Source organism: Aeribacillus sp. SP014, assembly GCF_054055575.1.
In genome coordinates this window covers 2,935,410-2,960,360 of the sequence record NZ_JBSRXI010000001.1, presented here as the reverse complement: position 1 = coordinate 2,960,360, position 24,951 = coordinate 2,935,410, and the positions used below count along the sequence as shown (strand labels likewise).

The 24,951-nt window shown below is 40.6% G+C and carries 22 protein-coding genes, 1 other RNA gene, 1 pseudogene and 1 other annotated feature; of the genes and pseudogenes, 20 read left to right on the top strand and 4 right to left on the bottom strand.

The annotated features are described in order from the left end of the window. Positions 1 to 61: 61 nt before the first annotated feature. The 8 genes from ACVIJU_RS14485 (at position 62) to yajC (ending at position 5,980) form a co-directional block, all read left to right on the top strand. Entirely contained in the window at positions 62 to 787 is a 726-nt protein-coding gene (locus ACVIJU_RS14485) for a YebC/PmpR family DNA-binding transcriptional regulator (protein ID WP_117016757.1), read from the top strand. 237 nt (positions 788 to 1,024) lie between these two features. Beyond that, on the top strand, positions 1,025 to 1,534 hold the full coding sequence (locus ACVIJU_RS14480) for a BofC C-terminal domain-containing protein (RefSeq protein WP_240326725.1): 510 nt from the start codon (positions 1,025 to 1,027) through the stop codon (positions 1,532 to 1,534). Between the two features lie 100 nt (positions 1,535 to 1,634). Continuing rightward, positions 1,635 to 2,243, top strand: coding sequence for a Holliday junction branch migration protein RuvA (gene ruvA, locus ACVIJU_RS14475; RefSeq protein WP_063387968.1), 609 nt, complete (start codon positions 1,635 to 1,637; stop codon positions 2,241 to 2,243). Positions 2,244 to 2,253: 10 nt separating this feature from the next. After that, positions 2,254 to 3,255: a Holliday junction branch migration DNA helicase RuvB gene (gene ruvB, locus ACVIJU_RS14470; protein ID WP_117016756.1), complete on the top strand. Its 1,002-nt coding sequence runs from the start codon at positions 2,254 to 2,256 to the stop codon at positions 3,253 to 3,255. Next, positions 3,252 to 3,452 (top strand): DUF2905 domain-containing protein, encoded by a 201-nt coding sequence (locus ACVIJU_RS14465; RefSeq protein WP_063387970.1) that lies wholly within the window; start codon positions 3,252 to 3,254, stop codon positions 3,450 to 3,452. The genes ruvB and ACVIJU_RS14465 overlap by 4 nt, the downstream gene beginning before the upstream one ends. Positions 3,453 to 3,475: 23 nt before the next feature. Next, on the top strand, positions 3,476 to 4,504 hold the full coding sequence (queA, locus tag ACVIJU_RS14460) for a tRNA preQ1(34) S-adenosylmethionine ribosyltransferase-isomerase QueA (RefSeq protein ID WP_063387971.1): 1,029 nt from the start codon (positions 3,476 to 3,478) through the stop codon (positions 4,502 to 4,504). A 39-nt stretch (positions 4,505 to 4,543) separates the two neighbouring features. Then, positions 4,544 to 5,689 (top strand): tRNA guanosine(34) transglycosylase Tgt, encoded by a 1,146-nt coding sequence (tgt, locus tag ACVIJU_RS14455; RefSeq protein ID WP_117016755.1) that lies wholly within the window; start codon positions 4,544 to 4,546, stop codon positions 5,687 to 5,689. A 21-nt stretch (positions 5,690 to 5,710) separates the two neighbouring features. Further along, entirely contained in the window at positions 5,711 to 5,980 is a 270-nt protein-coding gene (gene yajC, locus ACVIJU_RS14450; RefSeq protein ID WP_063387973.1) for a preprotein translocase subunit YajC, read from the top strand. A gap of 44 nt (positions 5,981 to 6,024) precedes the next feature. Here the strand turns inward: yajC and ACVIJU_RS14445 are convergent, their stop codons facing one another. Continuing rightward, positions 6,025 to 6,414: a TIGR04086 family membrane protein gene (locus tag ACVIJU_RS14445; protein WP_066249537.1), complete on the bottom strand. Its 390-nt coding sequence runs from the start codon at positions 6,412 to 6,414 to the stop codon at positions 6,025 to 6,027. Positions 6,415 to 6,537: 123 nt separating this feature from the next. Continuing rightward, entirely contained in the window at positions 6,538 to 8,118 is a 1,581-nt protein-coding gene (gene spoVB, locus ACVIJU_RS14440) for a stage V sporulation protein B (protein ID WP_456687709.1), read from the bottom strand. A 99-nt stretch (positions 8,119 to 8,217) separates the two neighbouring features. Here spoVB and ACVIJU_RS14435 point away from each other — a divergent pair, with 99 nt between their 5' ends. The 7 genes and pseudogenes from ACVIJU_RS14435 (at position 8,218) to dtd (ending at position 16,980) form a co-directional block, all read left to right on the top strand. Next, entirely contained in the window at positions 8,218 to 8,367 is a 150-nt protein-coding gene (locus tag ACVIJU_RS14435; protein WP_456687708.1) for a post-transcriptional regulator, read from the top strand. 34 nt (positions 8,368 to 8,401) lie between these two features. Next, a complete protein-coding gene (locus ACVIJU_RS14430) occupies positions 8,402 to 8,512 on the top strand; it encodes a hypothetical protein (protein WP_456687707.1) in 111 nt (36 codons plus the stop codon). 45 nt (positions 8,513 to 8,557) lie between these two features. After that, a complete protein-coding gene (gene secDF, locus ACVIJU_RS14425; protein WP_117016753.1) occupies positions 8,558 to 10,780 on the top strand; it encodes a protein translocase subunit SecDF in 2,223 nt (740 codons plus the stop codon). 423 nt (positions 10,781 to 11,203) lie between these two features. Next, positions 11,204 to 13,583, top strand: a pseudogene (gene recJ / locus ACVIJU_RS14420) (single-stranded-DNA-specific exonuclease RecJ). 20 nt (positions 13,584 to 13,603) lie between these two features. After that, entirely contained in the window at positions 13,604 to 14,116 is a 513-nt protein-coding gene (locus tag ACVIJU_RS14415; RefSeq protein ID WP_063387979.1) for an adenine phosphoribosyltransferase, read from the top strand. Positions 14,117 to 14,340: 224 nt separating this feature from the next. Next, positions 14,341 to 16,524 (top strand): RelA/SpoT family protein, encoded by a 2,184-nt coding sequence (locus tag ACVIJU_RS14410; protein ID WP_327863352.1) that lies wholly within the window; start codon positions 14,341 to 14,343, stop codon positions 16,522 to 16,524. Positions 16,525 to 16,539: 15 nt separating this feature from the next. Then, complete coding sequence (dtd, locus tag ACVIJU_RS14405) at positions 16,540 to 16,980, top strand: D-aminoacyl-tRNA deacylase (RefSeq protein ID WP_063387981.1); 441 nt, start codon at positions 16,540 to 16,542, stop codon at positions 16,978 to 16,980. 31 nt (positions 16,981 to 17,011) lie between these two features. Here the strand turns inward: dtd and ACVIJU_RS14400 are convergent, their stop codons facing one another. After that, positions 17,012 to 18,697, bottom strand: a complete 1,686-nt coding sequence (locus tag ACVIJU_RS14400; RefSeq protein WP_165381952.1) for an SH3 domain-containing protein — start codon at positions 18,695 to 18,697, stop codon at positions 17,012 to 17,014. 139 nt (positions 18,698 to 18,836) lie between these two features. Here ACVIJU_RS14400 and ACVIJU_RS14395 point away from each other — a divergent pair, with 139 nt between their 5' ends. The 5 genes from ACVIJU_RS14395 (at position 18,837) to ACVIJU_RS14375 (ending at position 23,472) form a co-directional block, all read left to right on the top strand. Next, positions 18,837 to 19,004 carry a hypothetical protein gene (locus ACVIJU_RS14395; protein WP_158640147.1) on the top strand — a complete coding sequence of 56 codons (168 nt, stop codon included), beginning with the start codon at positions 18,837 to 18,839 and terminating at the stop codon, positions 19,002 to 19,004. A gap of 59 nt (positions 19,005 to 19,063) precedes the next feature. Further along, positions 19,064 to 19,282: a binding site (T-box leader), on the top strand. 61 nt (positions 19,283 to 19,343) lie between these two features. Further along, entirely contained in the window at positions 19,344 to 20,612 is a 1,269-nt protein-coding gene (gene hisS, locus ACVIJU_RS14390; RefSeq protein ID WP_144596729.1) for a histidine--tRNA ligase, read from the top strand. A 15-nt stretch (positions 20,613 to 20,627) separates the two neighbouring features. After that, positions 20,628 to 22,403 carry an aspartate--tRNA ligase gene (aspS, locus tag ACVIJU_RS14385; protein WP_066250519.1) on the top strand — a complete coding sequence of 592 codons (1,776 nt, stop codon included), beginning with the start codon at positions 20,628 to 20,630 and terminating at the stop codon, positions 22,401 to 22,403. A gap of 66 nt (positions 22,404 to 22,469) precedes the next feature. Further along, a non-coding RNA gene (gene ssrS, locus ACVIJU_RS14380) (6S RNA) lies at positions 22,470 to 22,662 on the top strand. A gap of 42 nt (positions 22,663 to 22,704) precedes the next feature. After that, positions 22,705 to 23,472 (top strand): tRNA threonylcarbamoyladenosine dehydratase, encoded by a 768-nt coding sequence (locus tag ACVIJU_RS14375; RefSeq protein ID WP_063387985.1) that lies wholly within the window; start codon positions 22,705 to 22,707, stop codon positions 23,470 to 23,472. 132 nt (positions 23,473 to 23,604) lie between these two features. On the opposite strand, the gene ACVIJU_RS14370 is transcribed toward ACVIJU_RS14375, so the two are convergent. Continuing rightward, positions 23,605 to 24,882: a replication-associated recombination protein A gene (locus ACVIJU_RS14370; RefSeq protein ID WP_063387986.1), complete on the bottom strand. Its 1,278-nt coding sequence runs from the start codon at positions 24,880 to 24,882 to the stop codon at positions 23,605 to 23,607. Positions 24,883 to 24,951 lie beyond the last annotated feature (69 nt).

Genomic DNA, 24,951 nt, shown 5'->3' with positions numbered 1-24,951 from the left:
CCGCTAAATAAAATATGTTATATTAAAAATCGAGATTTGTTTATGAGAGGGGATTTTTAGAATGGCAGGACATTCTAAATGGAAAAATATTCAAAGAAGAAAAAATGCCCAAGATGCGAAGCGGGGCAAAATTTTTATGAAATTGGCAAAAGAAATTTATGTTGCGGCTAAACAAGGCGGAGGAGATCCTGACGCGAATCCGAGCCTCAGACTTGCCATTGACAAGGCTAAAGCTGCCAACATGCCGAACGATAATATAGAACGAGCAATTAAAAAAGCGACCGGCAGCCAAGATGGAGCCAACTATGAAGAAATTACATATGAAGGATATGGCCCCGGTGGTGTCGCTGTAATGGTAAAATGTCTGACGGACAATAAAAACCGTACAGCAACAAGTGTTCGCACTGCCTTTAATAAAAACGGAGGAAACTTAGGAGAAACTGGTTGTGTATCCTATATGTTCGAACGAAAGGGATATATTGTTATTGAAGGTAACGGAATTGAAGAGGATGACTTGTTTCTTGAAGCAATTGACGCTGGAGCAGAAGAATTAGAAGCGTCAGGCGAGGCGTTTGAAATTTATACCGCTCCTGAAAATTTGAATAATGTAAAAACCGCTTTAGAAGAAAAAGGATATAAACTGGAAACAGCGGAAATCACATGGATTCCTCAAACGTACACGCAACTAGATGAAACAACAGCTGAAAAAATGTACAAATTAATCGATGTCCTTGAAGATGACGACGATGTCCAAGAAGTCTTCCATAATATGCAGGAAGATGAGTGATTGAAAATTTATTGATATTAACGATTAAAAAATCTAACAGCCGAAAAAAATGAAATTGTTAAGTTATCCATTTTACTTTTTCTAATTGAAACGTATTAATATACAAGCATGTCATGATATACAAGGTAGTCACCATAATATGTAATAAGATGAAGAATCAGGACTAAGGGTTAAAAATTCTCATGATGGCTACACTAAATAAAAACAAATGTGTTATAAGTTCAGGAGTGGTGGCATGTGAAAAAGGTATTTTGCCTCTTTTGTTATACTTTGATGATCTTAGCTTTTTGTCATTTCCATCCTGAAGCATCTTTCGCAAATGCGAATCATCATTCCTCGACAGTTGAAGTCATCTTGAGAAGAGTTTATCTTGATGGCGAAGTGAGCGAAGAGGTCAAAACAGAACATCATCATTCTATCGCAGATGTAATTGCGAAATATCAAGATTGGCAGGTTGTTCGTCAGGATGGCGACGAAATTGTCTTTCAAAAGCAAATTGATGACCTCTCTCCTTTATTAAAAACAAATGGTTTTTTCGGTATTATGGAAGACGGGACTTTGTCGATTTTTAACGGGAAGCCTCACGCAGACAATGAAGTCATTCAGTCTTTTTTCCAGATCGATATAAAAAAACTGGAAAGCTATCGCCACCTGCAACTAAAAAGAGGAATTCCCGTAAAAAATAAAGAGAATTATTTAAATGTCATCAATACCTTTAAAGCTTATTCTGCTGATGAATTCAAATAAAAGGACCGATGCTTTTGGCATCGGTTTATTTTTGCAGTTCTTTCCCTGACGGAGCGAGTTCTTTATGTTAAAATAGGTTAAGTGATGAGAGGTGAACGCAGTGATTGAGTTTATCCGCGGAGTTGTAGATCATATATCAATAGATTCAATTGTGATCGATCGGAACGGAATCGGCTTTCAAATTTTCACTCCCAATCCTTTCAGCTATCAAAAACATATCAAAAAAGAAGTGACGGTTTATACATATCAATATGTAAGGGAGGATCTCCTCGCTCTGTACGGATTTTCAAGCCGTGAAGAAAAGACTCTCTTTTCCAAGCTTTTAAACGTAACAGGAATCGGTCCGAAGGGTGCTCTGGCGATCCTGGCTTATGGCGATGCAAAGCAAGTAGTGGAGGCCATTGAAAATGAAGATGAAGCATTTTTAGTAAAATTTCCTGGTGTCGGAAAGAAAACAGCGAGGCAAATCATCTTAGATTTAAAAGGGAAGCTCGTCGAATTCGTTTCAGAACCGTCTTCCAACATGTTAGCTAATCAGGTACAAACAAACCAAAAACATAGCAATCATTCGCTTATGGAAGCGATCGATGCACTGAAAGTTTTAGGATACAGTGAGAAAGAGATAGCAAAAATCAAGCCGTCATTGGAAGGTGAATCGCTCTCAACTGATCAATATGTGAAAAAAGCATTGAAACTGCTTTTGAAATAAGGTGATAGCAATGGAGGAAAGAATTGTTGCAGGCGAAGCTGAAGCGGGAGAAAAAGATTTTGAATTCAGCCTTCGTCCTCAATCTTTCGATCAATATATCGGTCAATCAAAGATTAAGGAAAACTTAAAAATATTTATTGAAGCGGCAAAGCTTAGAGAAGAAACGTTGGATCATGTTCTTTTATATGGACCTCCAGGGCTCGGGAAAACAACACTTGCAACGATTATCGCAAATGAGATGGGGACGAATATCCGCCATACTTCAGGGCCCGCGATTGAACGGCCGGGAGAATTAGCGGCTATTCTCACTTCTTTAGAACCGGGGGATGTTTTATTTATTGATGAAATTCACCGGCTTAATCGTTCTATCGAAGAAGTCTTGTACCCAGCGATGGAAGATTTTTGTATAGATATCGTCATTGGAAAAGGATCAAGCGCCCGCACGATCAGGTTGGATCTGCCACCGTTTACACTTGTTGGTGCAACAACTAGAGTCGGCTTATTAACTGCTCCTTTAAGGGATCGATTTGGTGTGTTAAGCCGCTTGGAATACTATCAAGAGCACGAGCTCTCAAAGATAGTCAAACGAACGGCCAACCTGTTAAATATCGAGATTGAAGAGCAGGCAGCCGTTGAAATAGCCAGAAGATCGCGGGGAACGCCAAGAATTGCGAACAGGCTTCTTAAAAGGGTCAGGGATTTTGCGCAAGTGCTCGGATTTGAAAAAATCAGCGCCCATCTTGCCGAAGACGCCTTGGAGCGTTTGCAAGTGGATAAACTTGGATTGGATCATATCGATCATAAACTTCTTTTAGGGATCATTGAAAAATTCCAAGGAGGTCCCGTTGGAATTGAGACCATTTCAGCGACAATCGGTGAAGAAGCGCACACAATTGAAGATGTTTATGAACCGTATTTATTGCAAATCGGTTTTATTCGGCGAACACCGAGGGGAAGAATAGTAACAGATCTTGTGTATAAACATTTTCAAATGGAGGTGCCGAAAAGATGACGGAATTTCCAAAGCTATTGATGGTGCTTGGCGGTATTTTGCTTTTTATCGGCTTATTTATGCAAGTTGTCGGAAGACTGCCAGGAGATATCGTAGTAAAAAAAGGAAATTTCACCTTCTTCTTTCCGATTGTCACATGCATTGTCATTAGTTTGCTTTTAACGTTCATTTTTTCTTTTTTAGGACGGTTTAAATAATGGACAGAAGCTAGGTGAACAGGATGAATATCGAATTATTTGACTTCGAATTGCCAGAGGAACTGATTGCCCAAACTCCGTTGAAGGAGAGGGACGCTTCAAGATTAATGATTGTTGATAAAAAAAGCGGAGATATTACGCACAGCAGATTTAAAAGCTTAATTGAGTATGTATCTCCGGGTGATTGCCTTGTTTTAAATGATACGCGGGTCATGCCGGCCAGATTGTACGGGGTGAAAGAAGAAACCGGGGCTAAAGTGGAAGTTTTATTGCTAAAAGAAAAAGAAGGGAATGTTTGGGAAACCCTTGTAAAACCTTCAAAGCGCGTCAAAGTAGGGACAACATTAAATTTCGGAAACGGCCTTTTAAAAGGAACATGTGTAGGAACTCTTGAACACGGCGGTAGAATCATTGAATTTCAATACGAAGGCATTTTTTTGGAAATTTTGGATCAGCTTGGGGAAATGCCATTGCCCCCATACATTAAAGAGCAGCTTGATAATAAAGAACGATATCAAACCGTTTATTCCCGAGAAATTGGTTCAGCAGCTGCACCGACTGCAGGTTTGCATTTCACAGATGAAATACTCGAAAATATAAAAAATAAAGGGATTCATATCGCTTTTATAACGCTGCATGTCGGGCTTGGGACATTTCGTCCAGTCAGCAGCACAAACATTACAGAACATAAAATGCATGCGGAATTTTATCAAATGACAGAGGGAACGGCTCGCTTATTAAATGAAGTAAGAGAAAAGGGAGGACGTATTATCGCAGTCGGTACGACTTCAACAAGAACGCTGGAAACAATTGCTGGAAAACATGGAGGCAAATTTGTCGAAGAAAGCGGTTGGACAGACATTTTTATTTATCCGGGCTACAATTTTAAAGGAATAGACGGACTCGTTACAAATTTTCATCTTCCTAAGTCTTCTCTGATCATGCTTGTCAGTGCGCTGGCTGGAAGAGAAACAATTCTTCGCGCGTATGAGGAGGCTATAAAGGAAAAATACCGTTTTTTCAGCTTTGGAGATGCCATGCTGATTATTTGAAACAGAATAGAGGTACACTGAATAAAGGAGGGGCTTTCATTGAATAAGCCACCTATTCGATATGAATTGATCAAAACATGCAAACAAACAGGCGCCCGCCTTGGAATCGTACATACACCTCACGGTTCGTTTGAAACTCCGGTGTTTATGCCTGTGGGAACATTGGCGACCGTCAAAACTATGTCACCGGAGGAATTAAAAGAAATTGGCGCAAAAATCATTTTGAGCAATACATACCATTTATGGATCAGACCAGGGGAAGATATCGTTAAGGAGGCAGGAGGTCTCCATTCTTTTATGAATTGGGATGGAGCGATTTTAACTGACTCCGGCGGATTTCAAGTGTTCAGCTTAAGCGAATTCCGGCGAATTGAAGAAGAGGGAGTATATTTTCGCAATCATTTAAACGGGGACAAGCTGTTTTTATCTCCAGAAAAAGCAACTGAAATCCAAAATGCTCTCGGATCAGATATTATAATGGCATTTGACGAATGCCCGCCTTACCCGGCATCATTTGATTATATGAAACAATCTGTAGAACGAACCTCCAGATGGGCTGAACGCTGTCTAGCAGCTCACAAAAGAGAAAATGAACAAGGGATGTTTGGAATTGTACAAGGCGGCGAATATGAAAACTTGCGGAAGCAAAGCGCACGCGATCTTGTCTCGCTTGATTTTTCGGGATATGCGGTTGGCGGTCTTTCTGTCGGCGAACCGAAAGAAGTGATGAATCGTGTGCTAGAATTTACCGTGCCTTTATTGCCAAGCGACAAACCTCGTTATTTGATGGGGGTCGGTTCTCCAGATTCACTGATAGATGGAGCGATTCGGGGCATTGATATGTTTGATTGCGTGCTTCCTACTAGAATTGCGCGCAACGGCACCTTAATGACATCAACAGGTCGGCTTGTCGTAAAAAATGCGAAATATGCGCGCGATTTCGGTCCATTGGATGAATCTTGTGATTGCTACGTTTGCCGAAATTATTCACGTGCTTATATCAGACATTTAATTAAAAGCAATGAAACATTTGGGATTCGATTAACATCTTACCATAATCTCTATTTTTTGATAAAATTAATGGAGCAGATTAGGGAATCAATCCGTGAAGACCGTTTAGGAGATTTCCGAGAAGAATTTTTTGAACGGTACGGATTCAATAAACCAAATGCGAAAAACTTTTAATGCTTAGAAAGGGGTGAAGAAATGTCGGAGAATTTTGTAGCAACAGTGCTGCCTTTTGTGCTGATGATTGCTATTTTTTACTTTTTGTTGATCAGACCTCAGCAAAAAAGGCAAAAGCAAATCCGTGACATGCAGGCAAACTTGAAGAAGGGTGATAAAATCGTAACGATTGGCGGTTTGCATGGGACGGTTGATTCATTGGATGAAGATAAAATCGTCATCCGTACGGGAGACGGCTCCCGCTTAACTTTTGACCGAAATGCTGTGAGAGAAGTCGTAGAACAATCATAGTTCTACAAAAAACAGGGCTGACTTAAATGTCAGCCTTTTTCTTTTTAAGCCTGCCGTTTTGGCGACGAAATATTGACTCCCAGCATTCCTCCAACTATTGAAGTGATTAAAAATCCACCGTGATATAATAGCGATTCTAGCGAAAGCGTTTTTCCGTAACCTAAAAATTGAAACAATAACACAATTCCCGTGTAAGCAACCGCTGTCGCACCGCCTAAAAGCCACCCTTTTTCTTTACCTTTTCCGCCAGCTATAAAACCTCCGATAAAAACGGCTAAAAAACTTATAGATGTGATGACCCAAAAGAGCGAATCTTCTGTTAAACTAGTAAATCGTAATAAAATAGATAAAAGAAAACTGGAAATCAAAGCAATGATCAAAATGGTAAAAACACCGTAAAATACAGCTTTCCCCCACCGCTTTGCTTCAATCATCCATTCATCTCCTCCCATGTTCACCCGTACAAGGGTAATCACTTTTATACAAGCATATTCATAAAAAAAAGATTTAGAATTAAAATTGCCAGATCAGGGTGAAAGGAATGAAACGGATAGATTTTAACGATTTTTCTGCATCGGAATAAAGATTGCTATATACGGACCGATTAGGGGAATTCGCTTTACTTCTTCCTTTTCGACTAGTCGAAAGATGATAAGAAACAGACTGTAAATAACTGTTGTGATCATGCATGCATACATTAACTTTGGCAGCAAATGCAGTTGTTCCAATAAGATATCGTAAATATGATAGGAGATCCAACCTGTTAAGAATATGGCTGCAAAAGATAGAACATAGTCTTTTAAATAAATTGTGAACTTAAACACTTTCAGCACCGTTGCATAATGAAGAAGAGTAACGATCATAAACCCGCTTATAATGGCAAGAGCTGCGCCGATAATGCCGAGCTGCGGCCTAGTTGCGAAAACAAAAATGAGCGCTGTTTTTAAAATGGAACCAATTAAACTGTTGGTCATCGCTGCTTTTGCTAAATTTAATGCTTGCAATGCTGCTTGCAGTGGACCTTGGAAATAATAAAAGATGAAAAAAGGAGCCATAACTTTCACATAGATGGCAGATTGAGCATTTCCATACATAAAGATCATGATCGGTTCAGCGTACACGTATAAAATAACAACTGCTAGTCCGCCTGTAACAAGCGAGAGCCTTAAAGCTTGCCTCAGCCGATATTCTGCTAATCGAATCCTTTTTTGGGCAATCGCTTCGCTTAATGCGGGCACTAATGATGTTGACAGCGAAAAAGTGATGAAAGAGGGAAGCATTAATAAAGGAAGCGCATACCCCGTCAATTCCCCATATTGTTTTGTAGCTAAAGATGAATGAACTCCGGCGATCAGTAAACTGTGTGAAACAACGATCGGTTCGAGAAACCATGAAATGTTGCCGATAAATCGGCTGCCGGTTGTCGGCAGGGCAATTTTCATGAGCTGACTGAATGTTTCTTTTCCCTTTTTTAACGAACGGAAAAACGATTTTCTCACTCGAATTTGCTTTTTGAAACAGAACGCTATTAGTAAGTAAAGTAAGGAAGCAAGTTCTCCAATTGCTGCCGCAACAAAGGCGCCAGCGGCTGCATATTCGATTCCGTAAGGCAGCATAGCTTTTGTACAAACGGCGATAAAGGCGATTCTGACCGCTTGCTCAAGCACCTGGGAGAATGCCGCAGGCGTCATGTTTTGTTTTCCTTGAAAGTATCCTCTCAAAACAGAGGATACAGCAATAATAGGAATTACAGGAGTGATGGAAATCAAAGGAAAGAATGTTCTTGGGTCTGTAAGCAATGTTTCAGAAATATATGAGGCGGAAAACAACACAAGCGGTGCGATGATAATGCTTAAACTGCACGTAATTGTTAAAGATACAACCAGTATTTTTTTTACCTTTTTGCTGTCTCCTTTTGCATCCGCTTCCGCGACCAGCTTGGAGATGGCAACCGGCAAACCGAGCTGTGTAGCTGCTGCGACAAGGCCAAACGTAGGCATCGCCATCATGTAGAGGCCAACCCCTTCTTCTCCAATCATTCTGGCTATGACAATTCGATTAATAAAACCGAGAATTCTTGTGATGAGGCCTGCCGTCATTAAAATGAGCATTCCTTTTAAAAAGGTTTGCTTCGGCATTTTTCTCCCTGCCTTCTCAAAAAACTTGATATCATATACAATTACTATATGCAGACTCGAAGTACAGGCATGACAACCTTTTAAGAAAGGAGCATAAAAGTGGAGAACTATTCGGTAGATGCCTATCGCAAGTATTTAAGGCCGTTTTTGAAAAGCAAGCTCGAAGAATTCCGGCTGTATGGATACGATAAAATGACAGAGGATGAATTGTGGGCTTTTTTTGAAAAGAAAAAAATGGAAAAAAATTGAGGGTGTCAGAGTACATCGGTTAGTAGAAGGGATTATGTCAGTGAAAGTGTCCGATTTCATGAATTATACGACCATTGAGTTTATGAAAGATGCAAAATGGTTAGATAGTAAAGAAGGACAAGAAATATTAAAAGAATTAACCTAAAGATGATAAGGCGATGTTTCGCATATAAGCTTGAGGAGGATCAACATGGCAAAAAAAGGCCGAATTATATCATTTTTTATCATTGTTTTCGCCCTTTTAGGTTTGACTGGCGCAACGACAAAACCAATCGTAGAAGGCATTACGCTTGGTCTTGATTTAAAAGGCGGCTTTGAAGTTTTATATGAAGTGAAGCCGGTAAATAAAGGAGATAAAATTGACCGTCAAGCCCTATTAAGTGCAGTTGAAGCGCTGGACAAAAGGGCGAATGCACTTGGAGTGAGCGAACCAAATATCCAAATAGAAGGGAATGACCGAATTCGCGTTCAGCTTGCAGGCGTGACGGATCAGACTGAAGCTCGGAAAATTTTGTCGACGCAGGCAGAACTGACCTTTCGTGATGTCAATGACAAAGAATTACTAAACGGTTCAGACTTAGTGCAAGGCGGTGCCAAGCAATCATTTGACCAAAACGGTAAACCGAACGTTGTCGTTGAGCTAAAGGATGCGAAAAAATTTAAAGAAGTGACAGAGAAAATAGTAAAAATGGCGCCTGAAAATAAGCTGATCATATGGCTTGATTGGGAAGAAGGCGACTCGTATAAAAAAGAAGCAGCAAAAGCGAATCCGAAATTTTTGTCCGATCCGTACGTAAATGAAGTGTTTGATACGACTACGGTCACGATTGAAGGACAATTTACGGTAGAAGAAGCGCAGCAATTAGCAAGTTTGCTGAATGCTGGTGCATTGCCAGTGAAGCTGCACGAAATTTATTCAACTTCTGTCGGGGCAAAATATGGGGAACAAGCGATGCAATCAACCATTTATGCGGGTTACGTCGGCGTAGGCCTCATTATGCTGTTCATGATCTTTTACTATCGCTTGCCGGGATTGATCGCATCTATCACGCTTGTTTCATACATATACCTCATTTTAGTTGTGTACAATTGGATGCATGCGGTGCTTACATTGCCGGGGATCGCCGCCCTTATTTTAGGGGTTGGGATGGCAGTTGACGCGAACATTATTACAGACGAACGAATAAAGGATGAATTAAAGCTTGGAAAAAGTGTCCGATCTGCTTTTAAAGCAGGAAACAAAAGATCGCTTTTAACCATTTTTGATGCCAATGTTACGACAATACTCGCAGCTGTTGTTTTGTTTATTTTTGGAACAAGCTCTGTAAAAGGCTTTGCGACAATGCTCATTGTCAGCATTATTATATCCTTCCTTACGGCGATTTATTTAAGCAGATTGCTGCTCGGATTGCTCGTGGAGAGCCGGGCATTTGACAAAAAGCCGCATTGGTTTGGCGTGAGGAAAAGCGATATTTTGGATATTACGAAAACGAATAAAGATACCGATGTCCCAACTCGCTTTGATCATATTGATTTTGTTAAACATCGGAAAAAGTTTTTCGTTTTATCAAGTGTATTAATTGTCGCAGGCATCATCATCCTCTTTGTTGCTAAATTGAATCTAAGCATCGATTTTACGAGCGGAACGCGGGTCGAGCTAGCGACAAATGAGCTGCTATCGGCTGATACAATCGAAAAAGAATTCAAATCAATCGGGCTTAAGCCGGATGAAATTGTATTATCTGGTAATGATAAAAGCACAGCAGTTGTACGATTTGTAGGCGCATTTGATAAAGAAACGATTTCAAATGTAAAAGAACATTTCACAGAGCTGTATGGGATAGAGCCAAATATAAGCACGGTTTCGCCAACAGTCGGAAAAGAGCTGGCGCGAAATGCTCTCATCGGTGTTGCAATTGCTTCCATTGGGATTATCATATATGTATCCATCCGCTTTGAATTTTATATGGCGCTTGCAGCTGTGCTTGCCCTATTGCACGATGCCTTTTTTATCATTTCCTTTTTCAGCATCACCCGTCTTGAAGTAGACATTACATTTATCGCGGCCGTGTTGACGATTATTGGTTACTCGATCAACGATACGATTGTTACGTTTGACCGTATAAAAGAAAACATGGGAAAAGCGAAAAAAATAAAAACATTTGAGCAGCTTGCGGAAATTGTCAACAAAAGCTTGCGGCAAACCTTTACAAGATCGATTAACACCGTTTTAACCGTGATCTTTGCTGTTGTCGCTCTCATTTTATTCGGAAGCTCGTCCATTTTAAATTTCTCGATTGCTTTGTTGGTTGGATTGATCGCAGGCGTTTATTCCTCTTTGTTTATCGCCAGCCAGCTTTGGCTCGTTTGGAAATGGAAGCAAATTGAAAAACGTTCTGTAAAAGAAAACTAGTGAACAGCCGCTGTAAAAGTTCGAAGGGGCTGTCCAAAAAGTCAGGGTTAACTGACTTTTTGGGGCTCCTTCATTTTAGGGATTTATCGGACAGACTATTTTTCCTATCTTGTGTTTATGCTTCAGAAGTCTTATGAAGGACTTTTCTTATGCTCTCTTTCTGAATTAGGTTCTTCAAAAGTTTTATGACGGACATTCAGCACATACAATTGCTTCCTGTTGGACTTCATTGCTTCTATGAAGGACATTTACAAATTTTATTCGATTATTTTTGTCCTTCACAATGTATTTCTCCAAACTCCTTCATTTTAGGAACTCATCGGACAGCCCCTCTCTTTCTTATGAAGAAACATAACCTTAAAAATAGTGTTTGAAAACATTTCATTTCGTTCTGTATAATAGGAGAAGTTGAGGGGTGAAATCATGCTGAGATCTAAATTTCGTTGGAATCGTTTATATAGGGATGAGTCCAACGAAGAGGCTGTTCGAGCATTAATCGACTCTTTGAATATTACATATTTGACTGCTCGATTACTTGTGAATCGCGGCATTCAAAATGTTGAAGAAGCAAAAGAGTTTTTACATATAAAGGAACCTTCATTTCATGATCCTTTTTTGTTGGATGGGATGGAGCGGGCATGTGAGCGTATTTTTGCAGCAATCCGCGCTGGTGAAAAGATTGTCGTATACGGTGATTATGATGCGGACGGCGTTTCCAGCACTGCCGTCCTGTTGACGGCATTAAAGGAATTGGGGGCAAACGTCGATTTTTACATACCGAATCGATTTTCAGAAGGATACGGGCCAAACGAACATGCTTTCCGAATGATTCATGAAAAAGGATGCAGGCTGATTATAACAGTTGATACCGGCATCGCGGCAATCAATGAAGCGGATTTAGCCAAAAGGCTTGGAATCGACCTCATTATAACAGACCATCATGAACCGGGGCCTGTTTTGCCTGATGCGTATGCGATCATTCATCCGAAATTGCCAAATTCAACATATCCTTTTAAGGAGCTGGCAGGTGTAGGCGTTGCTTTTAAAATGGCCCATGCCCTTTATGGAAAGGTTCCAGAATCTCTGATAGAGATCGCAGCCATTGGAACAATTGCTGATTTAGTACCTCTATACGGAGAAAATCGGCTTCTTGCGAAAAAAGGGATTGAAAAATTAAAAACGACGACAAGACCTGGCATAAATTCGCTTCTTTCCATTGCTGGAGTGGACAAATCTTCCGTAAATGAGGAAACGATAGGATTTGTTTTAGGACCGAGAATCAATGCGGCAGGGAGGCTGCAAGAAGCCGATCCTGCCGTTGAATTGTTGTTGACAGATGATAAAGAAAAAGCTGATATGCTTGCTAAGGAAATCGATCAATTAAATAAGCAAAGGCAGAAGCTTGTACAAGAGATAACGGACGAAGCGATTAAGGAAATTGAGAAAAATTTTCCAATCGAAGACAATCCTGTTTTAGTCGTCGCAAAAGAAAACTGGAATTCTGGAGTGATCGGAATCGTTGCTTCCAGATTGGTCGAAAAATTTTACCGTCCTGCCATCGTGTTGAGCATTGATCGTGAGACAGGTCTTGCCAAAGGGTCTGCGCGAAGCATTCAAGGGTTTGATCTATTTAAAAACTTATCGGAATGCAGGGAGCTTCTCCCTCATTTTGGAGGCCATACGATGGCTGCTGGCATGACGCTGAAAGCAGAGCATATTGACGAGCTGCGCCAAAAAATGATCGATCTTGCAAATAGTCAGCTTTCAGATGAAGATTTTATTCCTGTAAAAAACATTGAATGTGCCTGTTCATTGGAGCATGTCACAATAAAAGCAGTCGAAGAGCTGGAGAAGCTTGCCCCTTTCGGAGTCGATAATCCGAAGCCGCTCTTTTTACTAGAGAATGTCAATGCGGCAGATGTTAGAAAAATTGGGGTAAACGGAAATCATTTGAAAATGAAGATTGAGGAGAAGGAATTTGAATTAGATGTCGTCGGCTTTGGACAGGGAGAATTGGCAGAAGAAATATCTCCTTTCGCAAACGTTTCTATTGTCGGTGAGCTTGCGATCAACGAATGGAATTATGTAAAAAAGCCGCAGCTATTGCTTCAAGACCTTGCCGTGCCAGCGTGGCAGCTTTTTGATTGGCGAGGTTCAAGAGGAACGGAGGCTTTGCTCTCTAAACTTCCTGCTGAAAAACGATTGCTGATCGCCTTTCATGAAGAATCTATAAAATTATATAAAGATCAACCGTACATTCATGAAATTCATATAATATCAGAAATAAAGGATTACAAAAATATAGATGTTTCCAATAAGTATGTTGTATTTCTCGATATGCCCCCGGCAATCGAATTTCTTGTTTCAGCATTTGAGCAAGGAATGCCTGAAAGAATTTATGCTATTTTTTATCAGCATGCAGACCACTTTTTTCAAACAATGCCGACAAGAGAGCATTTTAAATGGTATTACGCATTCTTAACGAAAAAAAGTTCTTTCGATTACAAAAAATATGGGGAAGATTTAGCCAAATACCGTGGCTGGACAAAAGAAACGATTCTTTTTTATGACAAAGGTGTTTTTTGAACTTGAATTTGTTACAATAAACAATGGTGTGATTACATTAAACAAAAAGGTGAAAAAACGGGATTTATCAGAATCCGGGACATATCAGCAGAAGCTGGATCAAATGAAACTGGAACAGCAGCTTCTCTATTCTTCTTATCAAGAACTGAAGGAATGGTTTGAAAAGGCAGTCTTGAAACGAGATGCCGATAAATTTTTACAAGTTCATGAATGGTAAACAACCGAGGAGGACGAGTGATGGATTTAAAAAAATACGTGACAATTGTTGAAGATTTTCCAAAACCGGGCATTTCTTTTAAAGATATCACAACATTAATGGACAACGGGGAAGCATTTAAATATGCAACAGACCAAATTGTTCAATATGCGCGTGAAAAGAAGATTGATATTGTTGTCGGTCCAGAAGCAAGAGGGTTTATCATCGGCTGCCCAGTTGCTTACTCTCTCGGAGTTGGTTTTGCACCTGTTCGAAAAGAAGGCAAGCTTCCGCGCGAAACGATCAAGGTGGAATACGGGCTTGAGTACGGAAAAGATGCATTAACCATTCATAAAGATGCGATTAAGCCTGGCCAGCGAGTGTTAATAACCGATGATTTGCTGGCGACTGGAGGAACGATTGAAGCTACCATTAAATTAGTGGAACAGCTTGGCGGAGAGGTTGCCGGCATTGCCTTTTTAATTGAATTGTCTTATCTTGAGGGCAGAAAAAGGCTTGAAGGCTATGATATATTAGCATTGATTAAATATTAATCGGCGCAAATCTATAAATGAAGCACTCTTAATGGGTGCTTTTTTTTAAAACAATAAAATGAAAAACTTTAGAAATTGTAATATTTTCCATCCACTCGTAAAATAGCTGCAGCAGCTCTATTTTTTTTACCCCTTTTCAAAAGGATCGTATTCTTCTCTTTACATGTTTGTTAATTTTATTTAATAATAAAAACAATAACGTATATACAATTAAAGGTGATCCCATGGCAAACGAACAAATGTTGACAGCTGAACAGATCTTCGAAAAAGCGGAAAAGTATCTTCCGCCTGACGATATAGAGTTTATAAAAAAAGCATACGAGTTTGCAAAAAACGCCCATCATGGGCAATATCGCAAATCAGGCGAACCATATATTATGCATCCGGTGCAGGTTGCCGGGATTCTAGTAGATTTGGAGCTGGATCCTACAACGATTGCCGGCGGCTTTTTACATGATGTTGTGGAAGATACGGATGTGACATTAGACGAGCTTCGACAAGAATTTAACGATGAAGTCGCTATGCTTGTGGATGGAGTAACAAAGCTGGGAAAAATTAAATATAAATCAAAAGAAGAGCAGCAGGCGGAGAATCACCGGAAAATGTTTGTCGCTATGGCGAAGGACATTCGGGTCATTTTAATTAAACTGGCAGACCGTCTTCACAATATGCGTACGTTAAAACATTTGCCGCAGGAAAAGCAGCGAAGAATCGCCAATGAAACGTTGGAAATATTTGCTCCTCTCGCCCATCGCCTCGGAATCTCAAAAATCAAATGGGAACTTGAAGATACAGCCTTGCGGTATTTAAATCCGCAGCAATACTACCGAATTGTCAATTTGATGAAAAAGAAACGTGCAGAACGGGAAAAGTATGTTGAAGAGGTAATTGAAGATTTAAAGAAGCGAATTGAAGAAGTAAAGATAAAGGCAGAGCTGTACGGCCGGCCGAAGCATATTTATTCCATTTATCGAAAAATGGTTCACCAAAATAAACAATTTAACGAAATATATGATTTGCTGGCTGTGCGAATTATTGTGAACAGCATAAAAGACTGCTACGCAGTGCTTGGCATCATTCACACATGCTGGAAGCCGATGCCTGGCAGATTTAAAGATTATATTGCAATGCCAAAAACAAACATGTATCAATCCATTCACACGACTGTCATCGGTCCGAAGGGGGATCCCCTTGAGGTTCAAATTCGCACATACGAAATGCATGCGATCGCTGAATACGGGATTGCTGCCCATTGGGCTTATAAAGAAGGAAAAAGCATTACATCTTTTGATAAAAAACTGAGCTGGTTTAGAGAAATATTGGAGTTTCAAAACGATTCTTCCAACGCCGAAGAATTTATGGAGGCATTGAAAGTTGATCTGTTCTCTGACATGGTGTTTGTATTTACTCCAAAAGGAGATGTCATTGAGCTTCCCGCCGGGTCAATTCCGATTGATTTCGCCTACAGAATTCATTCTGAAATAGGCAATAAGACGATCGGAGCAAAAGTAAACGGAAAAATAGTGCCTCTTGATTATAAATTAAAAACCGGAGATATAGTGGAAATATTGACGTCGAAGCATTCTTACGGTCCGAGCCAAGATTGGCTTAAATTGACGCAGACCTCTCAAGCGAAAAATAAAATTCGCCAATTTTTCAAAAAGCAGCGCCGAGAGGAGAATGTTGAAAAAGGAAAAGAATTAATTGAAAAAGAAATTAAAGCGATGGATTTTGATGTGAAAGAAGTCCTTACTCAGGAAAATATAAAACGTGTCGCGGAAAAATTCAATTTTTCAAACGAGGACGATATGTATGCGGCGGTTGGCTTCAACGGCATTACTGCTTTACAGGTTGCAAACCGCCTAGTCGAAAAAATTCGCAAACAGCGGGATATAGAAGAGCAGGAAAAATTGATGGAAAAGGTGGTTCAACAAGGTGCAAGGCGGCCGAAGCGCCGTGATGCAGGAGTGTCTGTAAAGGGTATTGATAATTTGTTAATCAGGCTTTCCCGCTGCTGCAACCCAGTTCCTGGCGATGATATTGTCGGATTTATTACAAAAGGAAGAGGGGTATCTGTTCACCGGTCTGATTGTCCAAATGTCAATAAAGAGGATGCAAAAGACAGGTTAATTGAAGTGGAATGGGAAAATCAGCTGGACGGCCGGAAGGAATACAATGTGGAAATTGAGATTTTAGGTTTTGACCGGCGCGGCTTATTAAATGAAGTGCTCCAGTCTGTAACAGAGACGAAGACAAACATTACGACAATTTCGGGAAGAACGGACCGTAACAAAGTAGCGAACATCCATTTAGGAATTTCGATTCAAAATGTCAGCCATCTTCAAAAAGTTGTGGATCGGATCAAGCAAATACCGGATGTATATTCAGTGCGGAGAATTATGAATTAAGAAAGGAAATACATGATGAAAGTTGTAGTACAACGAGCAAGGAATGCAAATGTCAAAGTAGATGGACAAGTTGTTGGTTCGATTGAGTTCGGTTTAATGGTGCTAGTCGGTGTTACGCACGAGGATACGGAAAAAGATGCAGAGTTTTTAGCGGATAAAGTGGCCAATTTGCGCATATTTGAGGATGAAGAAGGGAAAATGAATTTATCTCTTTTAGATGTTGGGGGCGAAGTTTTATCCGTCTCCCAATTTACGCTGTACGGCGATTGCCGGAAAGGAAGAAGGCCAAATTTTATGCAAGCAGCCAAACCGGATATTGCTGAAAAACTATATGAATCTTTCAACGACAAACTGAGAGAAAAAGGCGTACGTGTTGAAACGGGTTCTTTCGGAGCGATGATGGCTGTTGAATTTACAAACGTTGGCCCAGTAACATTGATTATCGAAAGCAAATAAAAAAATCGTGAGCGAGCTGCTCACGATTTTTTTATGAGTTTACATATTTGACGACCGCTTTATAAATCGCTTGTGAGATTTTCTCTTGGTAAGCGTTTGTGCTGACTGTCCACTCTTCCATAGGATTGCTCAAAAAACCTAGTTCAAGCAAAGCAGCAGGACGTTTATTTTCACGCAGCACAAAATAATTTCCAAATTGAACACCGCGGTTTCTTAAATTGACATGCCTCACCATCTCTTTGTGAATTACATTTGCTAATGCTTTATCCTTTGTAGAATTGTAATAAAAAGTTGTGATTCCATTTGCGCTTGGAATGATTGAGCTATTATAATGGATGCTCACAAAGGCGTTTGCGTTGTTTTTTACAGAAATTCCTACACGGGATTGCAGGCTGATATATGTATCGTCGCTTCTAGTTAAAACTGCATTTACACCTGCTCTTTTTAATTTGTTGTACACAAGTTTAGCTGTTTTTAAGGTTAAATGTTTTTCCAGCGTCCCTCTGACACCGATCGTCCCGCTGTCATAGCCTCCGTGGCCCGGATCGATAATGACTTTTTTACCGTTTGACGGTATGCTTGTCCCTTTATTGGAATTGTTTTCGCTTGTTGTTGTGACGACCCAGCTTGCTACATAAGCTGTTTGACCGTTTCGGAGCTGAATTTTATACCAATTATTATAAATCCCTACAATTGGAAAAGTCTGCCCTTTGTTTCCTCTTTGAACAATTTTTGCAGAAGTGGAAGGTGCACTGCGCAAATTTGTTCCGTCGTATAAAAGGACAACTGATTGAGCGCCGTTTGTTTTCTTTGAGCCAGCTTCGATATATCTTTTGGATGCCCAGCCTGTTTTGTTTTTCGCATATCTAATTTGATACCAATCTCCGTTTGCACCTATGATTTCTACCTCTGTTCCTTTTTTAATGGTACCGACAATTTTTGAGTGTAAAGACGGGCCGCTTCTAACATTTAACGAACTGGCTGTAATCCTTCCTTTTTGCGGGGAAGTGCTGCTGCTTTTAGCTGCTGCTTTGGTAATATATTGCTTCGACACCCACCCCGTCACATTGTTGTAGCGAATGTTATACCAATTGCCTTGTTCCGAAATGATTTCAACTTTCATGTTTTTTGTCAGCTTGCCGGTAATTGATGATTGTGCATTTGGTTTTGAACGAACATTTAATATAGTGGCTGTAACCGTACCGAGGCTATGCTTCTGATTCGAAGGGGTTTTGCTGGCTGCTGGAGCTACATATGCCGAAGAGACCCATCCTTGCCGGCCATTATAGGAAATTTTCACCCATTTCCCCTGTTTCATCAACACATGCGCTTTTTCCCCTTTAGGAAACTGTCCAACAACTTTATAGTTTGTCCCGGGGCCAGAACGGATTCTTAACCCGGTAGTCGTAGAAACGACATAATCCTTTTTTTGAAGCTCGGTTTCTACTGAAAGAAGCCAATCGGCTACCCACCCGGAAGAGCCCTGTTTTAATTGAATTTTCACCCAATCTCCTTTTCTTGCGACAATCGGGTATTTTTCACCGTACCGAACGCTTTTCATTACGGGATAGCTTAAACCGGGACCTGTCCGGACATTTACTTTATCTTGCTTAATGACTGCATATTGCGTATCCGCTTGGGCTGAATGAAAAACTGGAGCGGTAGAAGTAAAAAGCAGTGAAAGCAACAGAACGATTAAAAAGCATTTTTTTCGCAATGGCCATGCTCCTTTCACATTCATGCAAAAAACTATTTCTATTTTTATTTCGGCATTTCCTTTTTTACATTGAGTATTTTTTCATTTTTTTGCGGGAAGACTAAGACGCAAATTCTGATGAAAAAGAAAGGGGAAAAATATGCGGTCCAGTGAAAAACATTCTTTCTCCGCATCAATTTTTCATGACCAGTTTGGTATTTCTTTCAGTGATCGTACGATGCAGGATATTTTAATAGAGGTTTCGTTTGAGCATGGTTTAAATCAAGAGGAGGCGAAAAAGCTCCGTGATCGGCTCAGCCGTTCTTGACATGACACAGTATTGTTCGTATGATAATATAAAATTCTAGATTTAAAAATAACGTACATAAACAACCGATGACGGAGACAAGTAGCTGGGATGCACATGGACAGAGAGGAAAGGCCTTAGGCTGAAAGCCTTTCCCCATGATCGCTTAGTGAAGAACACTCCGGAGGTTTTCCTCTGAAAGGTGTAAAAGTAGGAGGAAACGTAAATAGGCGTTAACTTTTAAGTGGAAGCATTGCTTCAATTAGGGTGGCACCACGGGAGACTCTCCCGTCCCTACGGGAATCGTCAGGGGACGGGTTTTTTTATGGAATTTATTTTATAAGTGGAGGAGAATCGACAATGGCTTTTCAAATCCCGCGAGGTACACAGGATATTTTGCCGTCGGAGGCTTCAAGATGGCAATATGTTGAGAAAAAAGCTAGGGAAATATGCCGTCTTTATCGCTTTCAAGAAATTCGAACCCCCATTTTTGAACATACGGAATTATTTCAAAGGGGTGTAGGCGAATCAACCGATATTGTCCAAAAAGAAATGTACACTTTTTCCGACAGGAAAGGAAGAAGTTTAACATTAAGACCGGAAGGAACGGCAGCAGTCGTCCGCGCTTTTGTTGAAAAGAAAATGTACGCAGATCCGAACCAGCCTGTAAAGCTTTTTTACATCGGTCCGATGTTTCGGTATGAAAGACCGCAATCAGGGCGTTTTCGGCAATTTGTTCAATTCGGTGTGGAGGCTCTCGGCTCGGACGACCCTGCGCTGGATGCTGAAGTTATTTCTTTGGCGATGGCGTTTTATCAATCGCTCGGCTTAAAAAAATTGAAGCTTGTCATTAACAGTTTGGGAGATCAAGAGAGCAGAGCTGCACATCGTGCTGCTTTAGTCAACCATTTTAAGCCGAGAATTGGAGAATTTTGCTCTGATTGCCAAAAGCGGCTTGAGCAAAATCCGTTAAGAATACTTGATTGTAAACAAGACCGCGAGCATGAATTGATGAAAAGCGCCCCTTCCATCATTGACTTTTTAAACGATGAATCAAAGCAATATTTTGATCAAGTGTTAAAATATTTAACGGAGCTTGGCATTGAGTATGAAATCGATCCAAATCTCGTCCGCGGATTGGATTATTATAACCATACAGCATTTGAAATCATGAGCAATGCGGAAGGGTTTGGGGCGATTACGACTTTATGCGGCGGCGGAAGATATAACGGCTTGGTCGAAGAAGCCGGAGGGCCAAGCACGCCGGGGATCGGCTTTGCTTTAAGCATTGAACGCCTGTTAGCAGCAATTGATGCTGAAAACATCGCTCTTCCGATTGAAAAAGGTCTAGATTGTTATATTGTGGCACTGGGAGATCGGGCGAAGGAACGGTCGGTATCTCTATTGCAGGAAATGCGGAAAGCCGGCATTTCTGCAGACAAAGATTATGAAAATAAGAAAATGAAAGCACAACTGAAGCAAGCGGACAGGCTTCAAGCCAAATTTGTCATCATCATAGGTGATGAGGAATTAGAAAAAGGGGTGGCGAACGTAAAAAACATGGCAACAGGCGAACAAGATGCGGTGGCATTTGAACGACTTGCAGAGTATATAAAAGAGAGAAAGTAAAGGAGAGTATGTAGGATGTTTGGACGTTCGTATTATTGTGGAGAAATTTCCGAAAAAGCAATCGGCGAAAAGGTCGTTTTAAAAGGATGGGTGCAAAGACGCCGCGATTTAGGAGGACTTATTTTTATCGACTTGCGCGACCGGACAGGAGTTGTCCAAATTGTTTTTAATCCTGAAGTTTCAAAGGAAGCGTTAGAAATAGCTGAGAAAATCCGCAGCGAGTATGTATTGGACATTGAAGGCGAAGTGGTGAAAAGATCGGAAGAGACGATTAATCCGAACATTCGAACAGGAAAAGTGGAAGTGGTTGTTCAATCGGTAACCATTTTAAACAGCGCCAAAACTCCTCCTTTTTCACTTGCGGATCAAAAAGCGGACATTTCGGAAGAGGTTCGTTTAAAATACCGTTATTTAGATTTGCGCCGTCCAGTCATGTTTGAAACGTTAAAAATGCGGCATCAAATTACGAGAGCGATTCGCAACTTTTTGGATGAAAATGGATTTATTGATGTGGAAACCCCCATTTTAACAAAAAGCACACCGGAAGGAGCACGGGACTATCTTGTCCCTTCTCGCGTCCATGAGGGGGAATTTTATGCGCTCCCGCAATCGCCGCAAATATTCAAACAGCTTCTAATGGTTTCAGGATTTGATAAATATTATCAAATTGCAAGATGCTTCCGCGATGAGGATTTGCGCGCAGACAGACAGCCGGAATTTACCCAAATAGATATAGAAACTTCTTTTATGAGCCAAGAAGATATTATGAATCTAACCGAAAAGATGATGGCTCATGTGTTAAAAGAAGTGAAAGGAATCGAGCTTACTCTTCCATTCCAACGCATGCCATATGATGAGGCGATGGCGCGCTTTGGGTCGGACAAGCCGGACGTTCGATTCGGCCTGGAGCTTGTTGATGTATCTGAAATTGTGAAAAACTCCGCTTTCAAAGTTTTCAGTCAAGCAGTTGCAGGTGGAGGGCAAGTAAAGCTAATCAATGTAAAAGGAAAAAAAGACGAATTTTCACGCAAAGATCTAGATGCTCTCCAAGAGTATGTTCACAATTATGGAGCGAAAGGTTTGGCTTGGCTTAAAGTAGAAGAAAATGAAGTAAAAGGCCCAATTGCAAAATTTCTATCAGAAAATGAACAAAATAGTATTTTGCAAGCAGCTGAAGGACAGAATGGAGACTTGCTTCTGTTTGTTGCCGACAAGCCGAATGTTGTTGCTGATTCGTTGGGGGCTCTCAGATTAAAACTAGGAAAAGATTTAGGGCTGATCGAAGAAGATAAACTTGAATTTTTATGGATTACGGATTGGCCGCTCGTTGAATATAATGAAGAAGACGGCCGCTATTATGCATTGCATCATCCGTTTACTATGCCGTTTCGTGAGGACTTGGAGTACTTTGAGAAAGACCCTCTCAAAATGCGGGCTCAAGCATATGACTTAGTGTTAAATGGATATGAACTTGGCGGAGGGTCGATTCGGATTTTTGAAAAAGACGTTCAAGAAAAGATGTTCAAACTTCTTGGTTTTACAGAGGAACAAGCAAGAGAACAGTTCGGATTTTTGCTGGAAGCCTTCGAATACGGTACGCCGCCGCATGGTGGAATTGCACTAGGATTGGATCGGATTGTAATGCTTTTGGCAGGAAGAACAAATTTACGGGATACGATTGCCTTTCCGAAAACAGCAAGTGCGAGCTGTTTGTTAACGGAGGCACCAAGCCAAGTAAGCAAAGAGCAATTGGATGAACTGCATCTTGAAGTGAAACATAGCTCAAGGTAATAATTTCCATTATTTGTTTTTTATCTTGAAATCTCATGCTAATTATGATATTCTTTATTCAAAATTTAAGTCCTGATGTGTGCGTCGTACACCTAGTTTTGACCGAACAACGATTTAAATGGGAGCCCGGAGTTTCTAAAGTGAGTAAATGCCTCAAATGCATATGGCACGAGGACTTACAAAGCTTTAGAACAGGGCACCCACCTGCTGAGAGCGGGTTCAAAACGAAGGAAACGGCGACGGCACAATTGGGACTTTTTTAGTTTGTACACTGAATTTTGTCAAATTGGAGTGATTTTTTTTGCTTCATCAGTTTTCCCGGAATGAACTAGCGATTGGAAAAGAAGGTTTACATAAATTGAAAAACAGCTCCGTAGCCGTTTTAGGGGTTGGCGGAGTTGGATCTTTTGCCGTCGAAGCTCTTGCACGATCAGGCATCGGGCGATTGATTTTGATCGATAAAGATGATGTCGATATTACGAATATTAACCGGCAAATCCATGCGCTTTTGTCGACGGTTGGAAAACCGAAAGTGGATTTAATGAAAGCAAGAATTGCTGACATTAATCCGGATTGTGAAGTAATTGCATTAAAAATGTTTTACACGGAAGAGACGTATGAAGACTTTTTTAAGCTAAACCCTGACTATGTGATTGACGCCAGCGATACGATCAGCTATAAAATTCATTTAATGAAGGAATGCCTGAAACGGAATATTCCTATTATTTCAAGCATGGGGGCAGCCAACAAAACGGATCCAACCCGTTTCCGAGTAGCAGATATTTCAAAAACACATACAGATCCGATTGCCAAAGTGATTCGAACGAAACTGCGAAAAGAAGGGATCCGAAAGGGAATTCAAGTCGTATTTTCTGATGAACGCCCTGTTGTTATTAGAGAAGATGTCAGAAAAGAAGTCGGCAATAACGAATCAACGATCCGCAAAGCAAAAATGCCCCCGTCATCAAATGCCTTTGTGCCATCCGTAGCCGGATTGATTATGGCTGGCCATGTGATTAATGAATTGCTGAAGGATATAAAAATTTATCGTGTCGGCGACGACGATTAAAAAATGGGGGTGTCAAATAAGCCGTTTTTCGGCTTATTGACGCCCCCTTTTATTTACGTTTTCCATGAGGTTTTGACATTTTGGACAATCCTATTTATATTTTCAAGATGACGCGGACATGACCGAAGCTTCCTATTCGTCCTTTTCTTTTTTCTTTTTCTCGATATTTTCATATATTTGCGCTAAAGCCTGCTCGAATTTGCCCGTTCTTTTTGGCTTGTAATATTTTTTATGCTTGATGGGGTCAGGCAAATATTGCTGGTTTACCCAGCCTGATTCATAATCGTGCGGATATAAATAGTTCACTCCTCTGCCAAGCTGCTTTGCTCCTTTATAATGAGCATCCCGCAAGTGGGAAGGGACCTCGCCTGTCACTCCTGAGCGAATGTCGGCTAAAGCTGCATCAATCGCTTTATAAGCAGAGTTTGATTTAGGGGATAAACATAGTTCAATCACCGCATTGGCCAAAGGGATGCGTGCTTCGGGAAAACCGATGCGCTCTGCTGCTTCTATAGCCGAAAGAGTTCTAGGTCCCGCTTGCGGATTTGCAAGACCAATATCTTCATAGGCGATGACCGTTAAACGCCTTGCAATCGAAGAAAGATCCCCTGCCTCAATTAATCTGGCCAAATAGTGAAGCGCTGCGTTTACATCGGACCCGCGGATAGACTTTTGAAAAGCAGATAAAACATCGTAATGATGATCTCCGTCTTTATCGTGGGAAAAGCTCTTTTTTTGCATGCACTCTTCAGCAATTTCAACCGTAATGCAAATGTTCCCATTCTCATCTTCCTTTGTTGATAAAACGGCGAGTTCCAATCCATTTAACGCCGCACGCACATCTCCGCCGGAGCTTTCGGCAAAATGTCTTAGAGCTTCGTCGCTGATTTGAACAGGAAAGTCGCTCAGTCCTCTTGGGTCTGTAAGAGCTCTTTTCAGGGCAATCATAATGTCATCTGGAGAAAGAGGGTGCAATTCGAAAATTTGACAGCGGCTCCGAATCGCCGGGTTAATGGCATGATACGGATTGCTTGTCGTTGCACCGATTAAAATAATCATGCCGTTTTCTAAATATGGAAGCAAAAAATCTTGTTTCCCTTTATCAAGTCTGTGCACTTCATCTAAAATGAGAATGATTTGCCCTGACATTTTTGCTTCTTCTACAACAATTTCCATATCTTTTTTATTGTGGACAACCGCATTCAGCTTTCGAAAAGGCGTGTTAGTGCTGCCTGCTATTGCTGTTGCAATAGATGTTTTTCCGATTCCAGGAGGTCCGTATAAAATCATCGAGCTTAAATATTTAGCTCGCACCATTCGTTCAATAATCTTTCCTTTTCCAACTAAATGTTCTTGTCCAATAATATCTTCTATTTTGGTTGGACGCATTCTATACGCTAAAGGTTCCATTTTATCGCTCCCAAATAAAAATCATATCATCTCATTTACCCACTAATAAAATAATATGCTATAATGTCT

Bases quoted from the DNA above. Each gene is read 5' to 3' on its own strand.
- ACVIJU_RS14465 (WP_063387970.1), top strand. From the start codon at position 3,252: ATGACGGAATTTCCAAAGCTATTGATGGTGCTTGGCGGTATTTTGCTT.
- ACVIJU_RS14445 (WP_066249537.1), bottom strand. From the start codon at position 6,414: ATGATTGAAGCAAAGCGGTGGGGGAAAGCTGTATTTTACGGTGTTTTT.
- ACVIJU_RS14415 (WP_063387979.1), top strand. From the start codon at position 13,604: ATGGATTTAAAAAAATACGTGACAATTGTTGAAGATTTTCCAAAACCG.
- ACVIJU_RS14395 (WP_158640147.1), top strand. From the start codon at position 18,837: ATGCGGTCCAGTGAAAAACATTCTTTCTCCGCATCAATTTTTCATGAC.
- queA (WP_063387971.1), top strand. From the start codon at position 3,476: ATGAATATCGAATTATTTGACTTCGAATTGCCAGAGGAACTGATTGCC.
- ACVIJU_RS14485 (WP_117016757.1), top strand. From the start codon at position 62: ATGGCAGGACATTCTAAATGGAAAAATATTCAAAGAAGAAAAAATGCC.
- ACVIJU_RS14430 (WP_456687707.1), top strand. From the start codon at position 8,402: ATGTCAGTGAAAGTGTCCGATTTCATGAATTATACGACCATTGAGTTT.
- hisS (WP_144596729.1), top strand. From the start codon at position 19,344: ATGGCTTTTCAAATCCCGCGAGGTACACAGGATATTTTGCCGTCGGAG.
- yajC (WP_063387973.1), top strand. From the start codon at position 5,711: ATGTCGGAGAATTTTGTAGCAACAGTGCTGCCTTTTGTGCTGATGATT.
- aspS (WP_066250519.1), top strand. From the start codon at position 20,628: ATGTTTGGACGTTCGTATTATTGTGGAGAAATTTCCGAAAAAGCAATC.
- secDF (WP_117016753.1), top strand. From the start codon at position 8,558: ATGGCAAAAAAAGGCCGAATTATATCATTTTTTATCATTGTTTTCGCC.
- ACVIJU_RS14410 (WP_327863352.1), top strand. From the start codon at position 14,341: ATGGCAAACGAACAAATGTTGACAGCTGAACAGATCTTCGAAAAAGCG.
- dtd (WP_063387981.1), top strand. From the start codon at position 16,540: ATGAAAGTTGTAGTACAACGAGCAAGGAATGCAAATGTCAAAGTAGAT.
- spoVB (WP_456687709.1), bottom strand. From the start codon at position 8,118: ATGCCGAAGCAAACCTTTTTAAAAGGAATGCTCATTTTAATGACGGCA.
- ruvB (WP_117016756.1), top strand. From the start codon at position 2,254: ATGGAGGAAAGAATTGTTGCAGGCGAAGCTGAAGCGGGAGAAAAAGAT.
- ACVIJU_RS14370 (WP_063387986.1), bottom strand. From the start codon at position 24,882: ATGGAACCTTTAGCGTATAGAATGCGTCCAACCAAAATAGAAGATATT.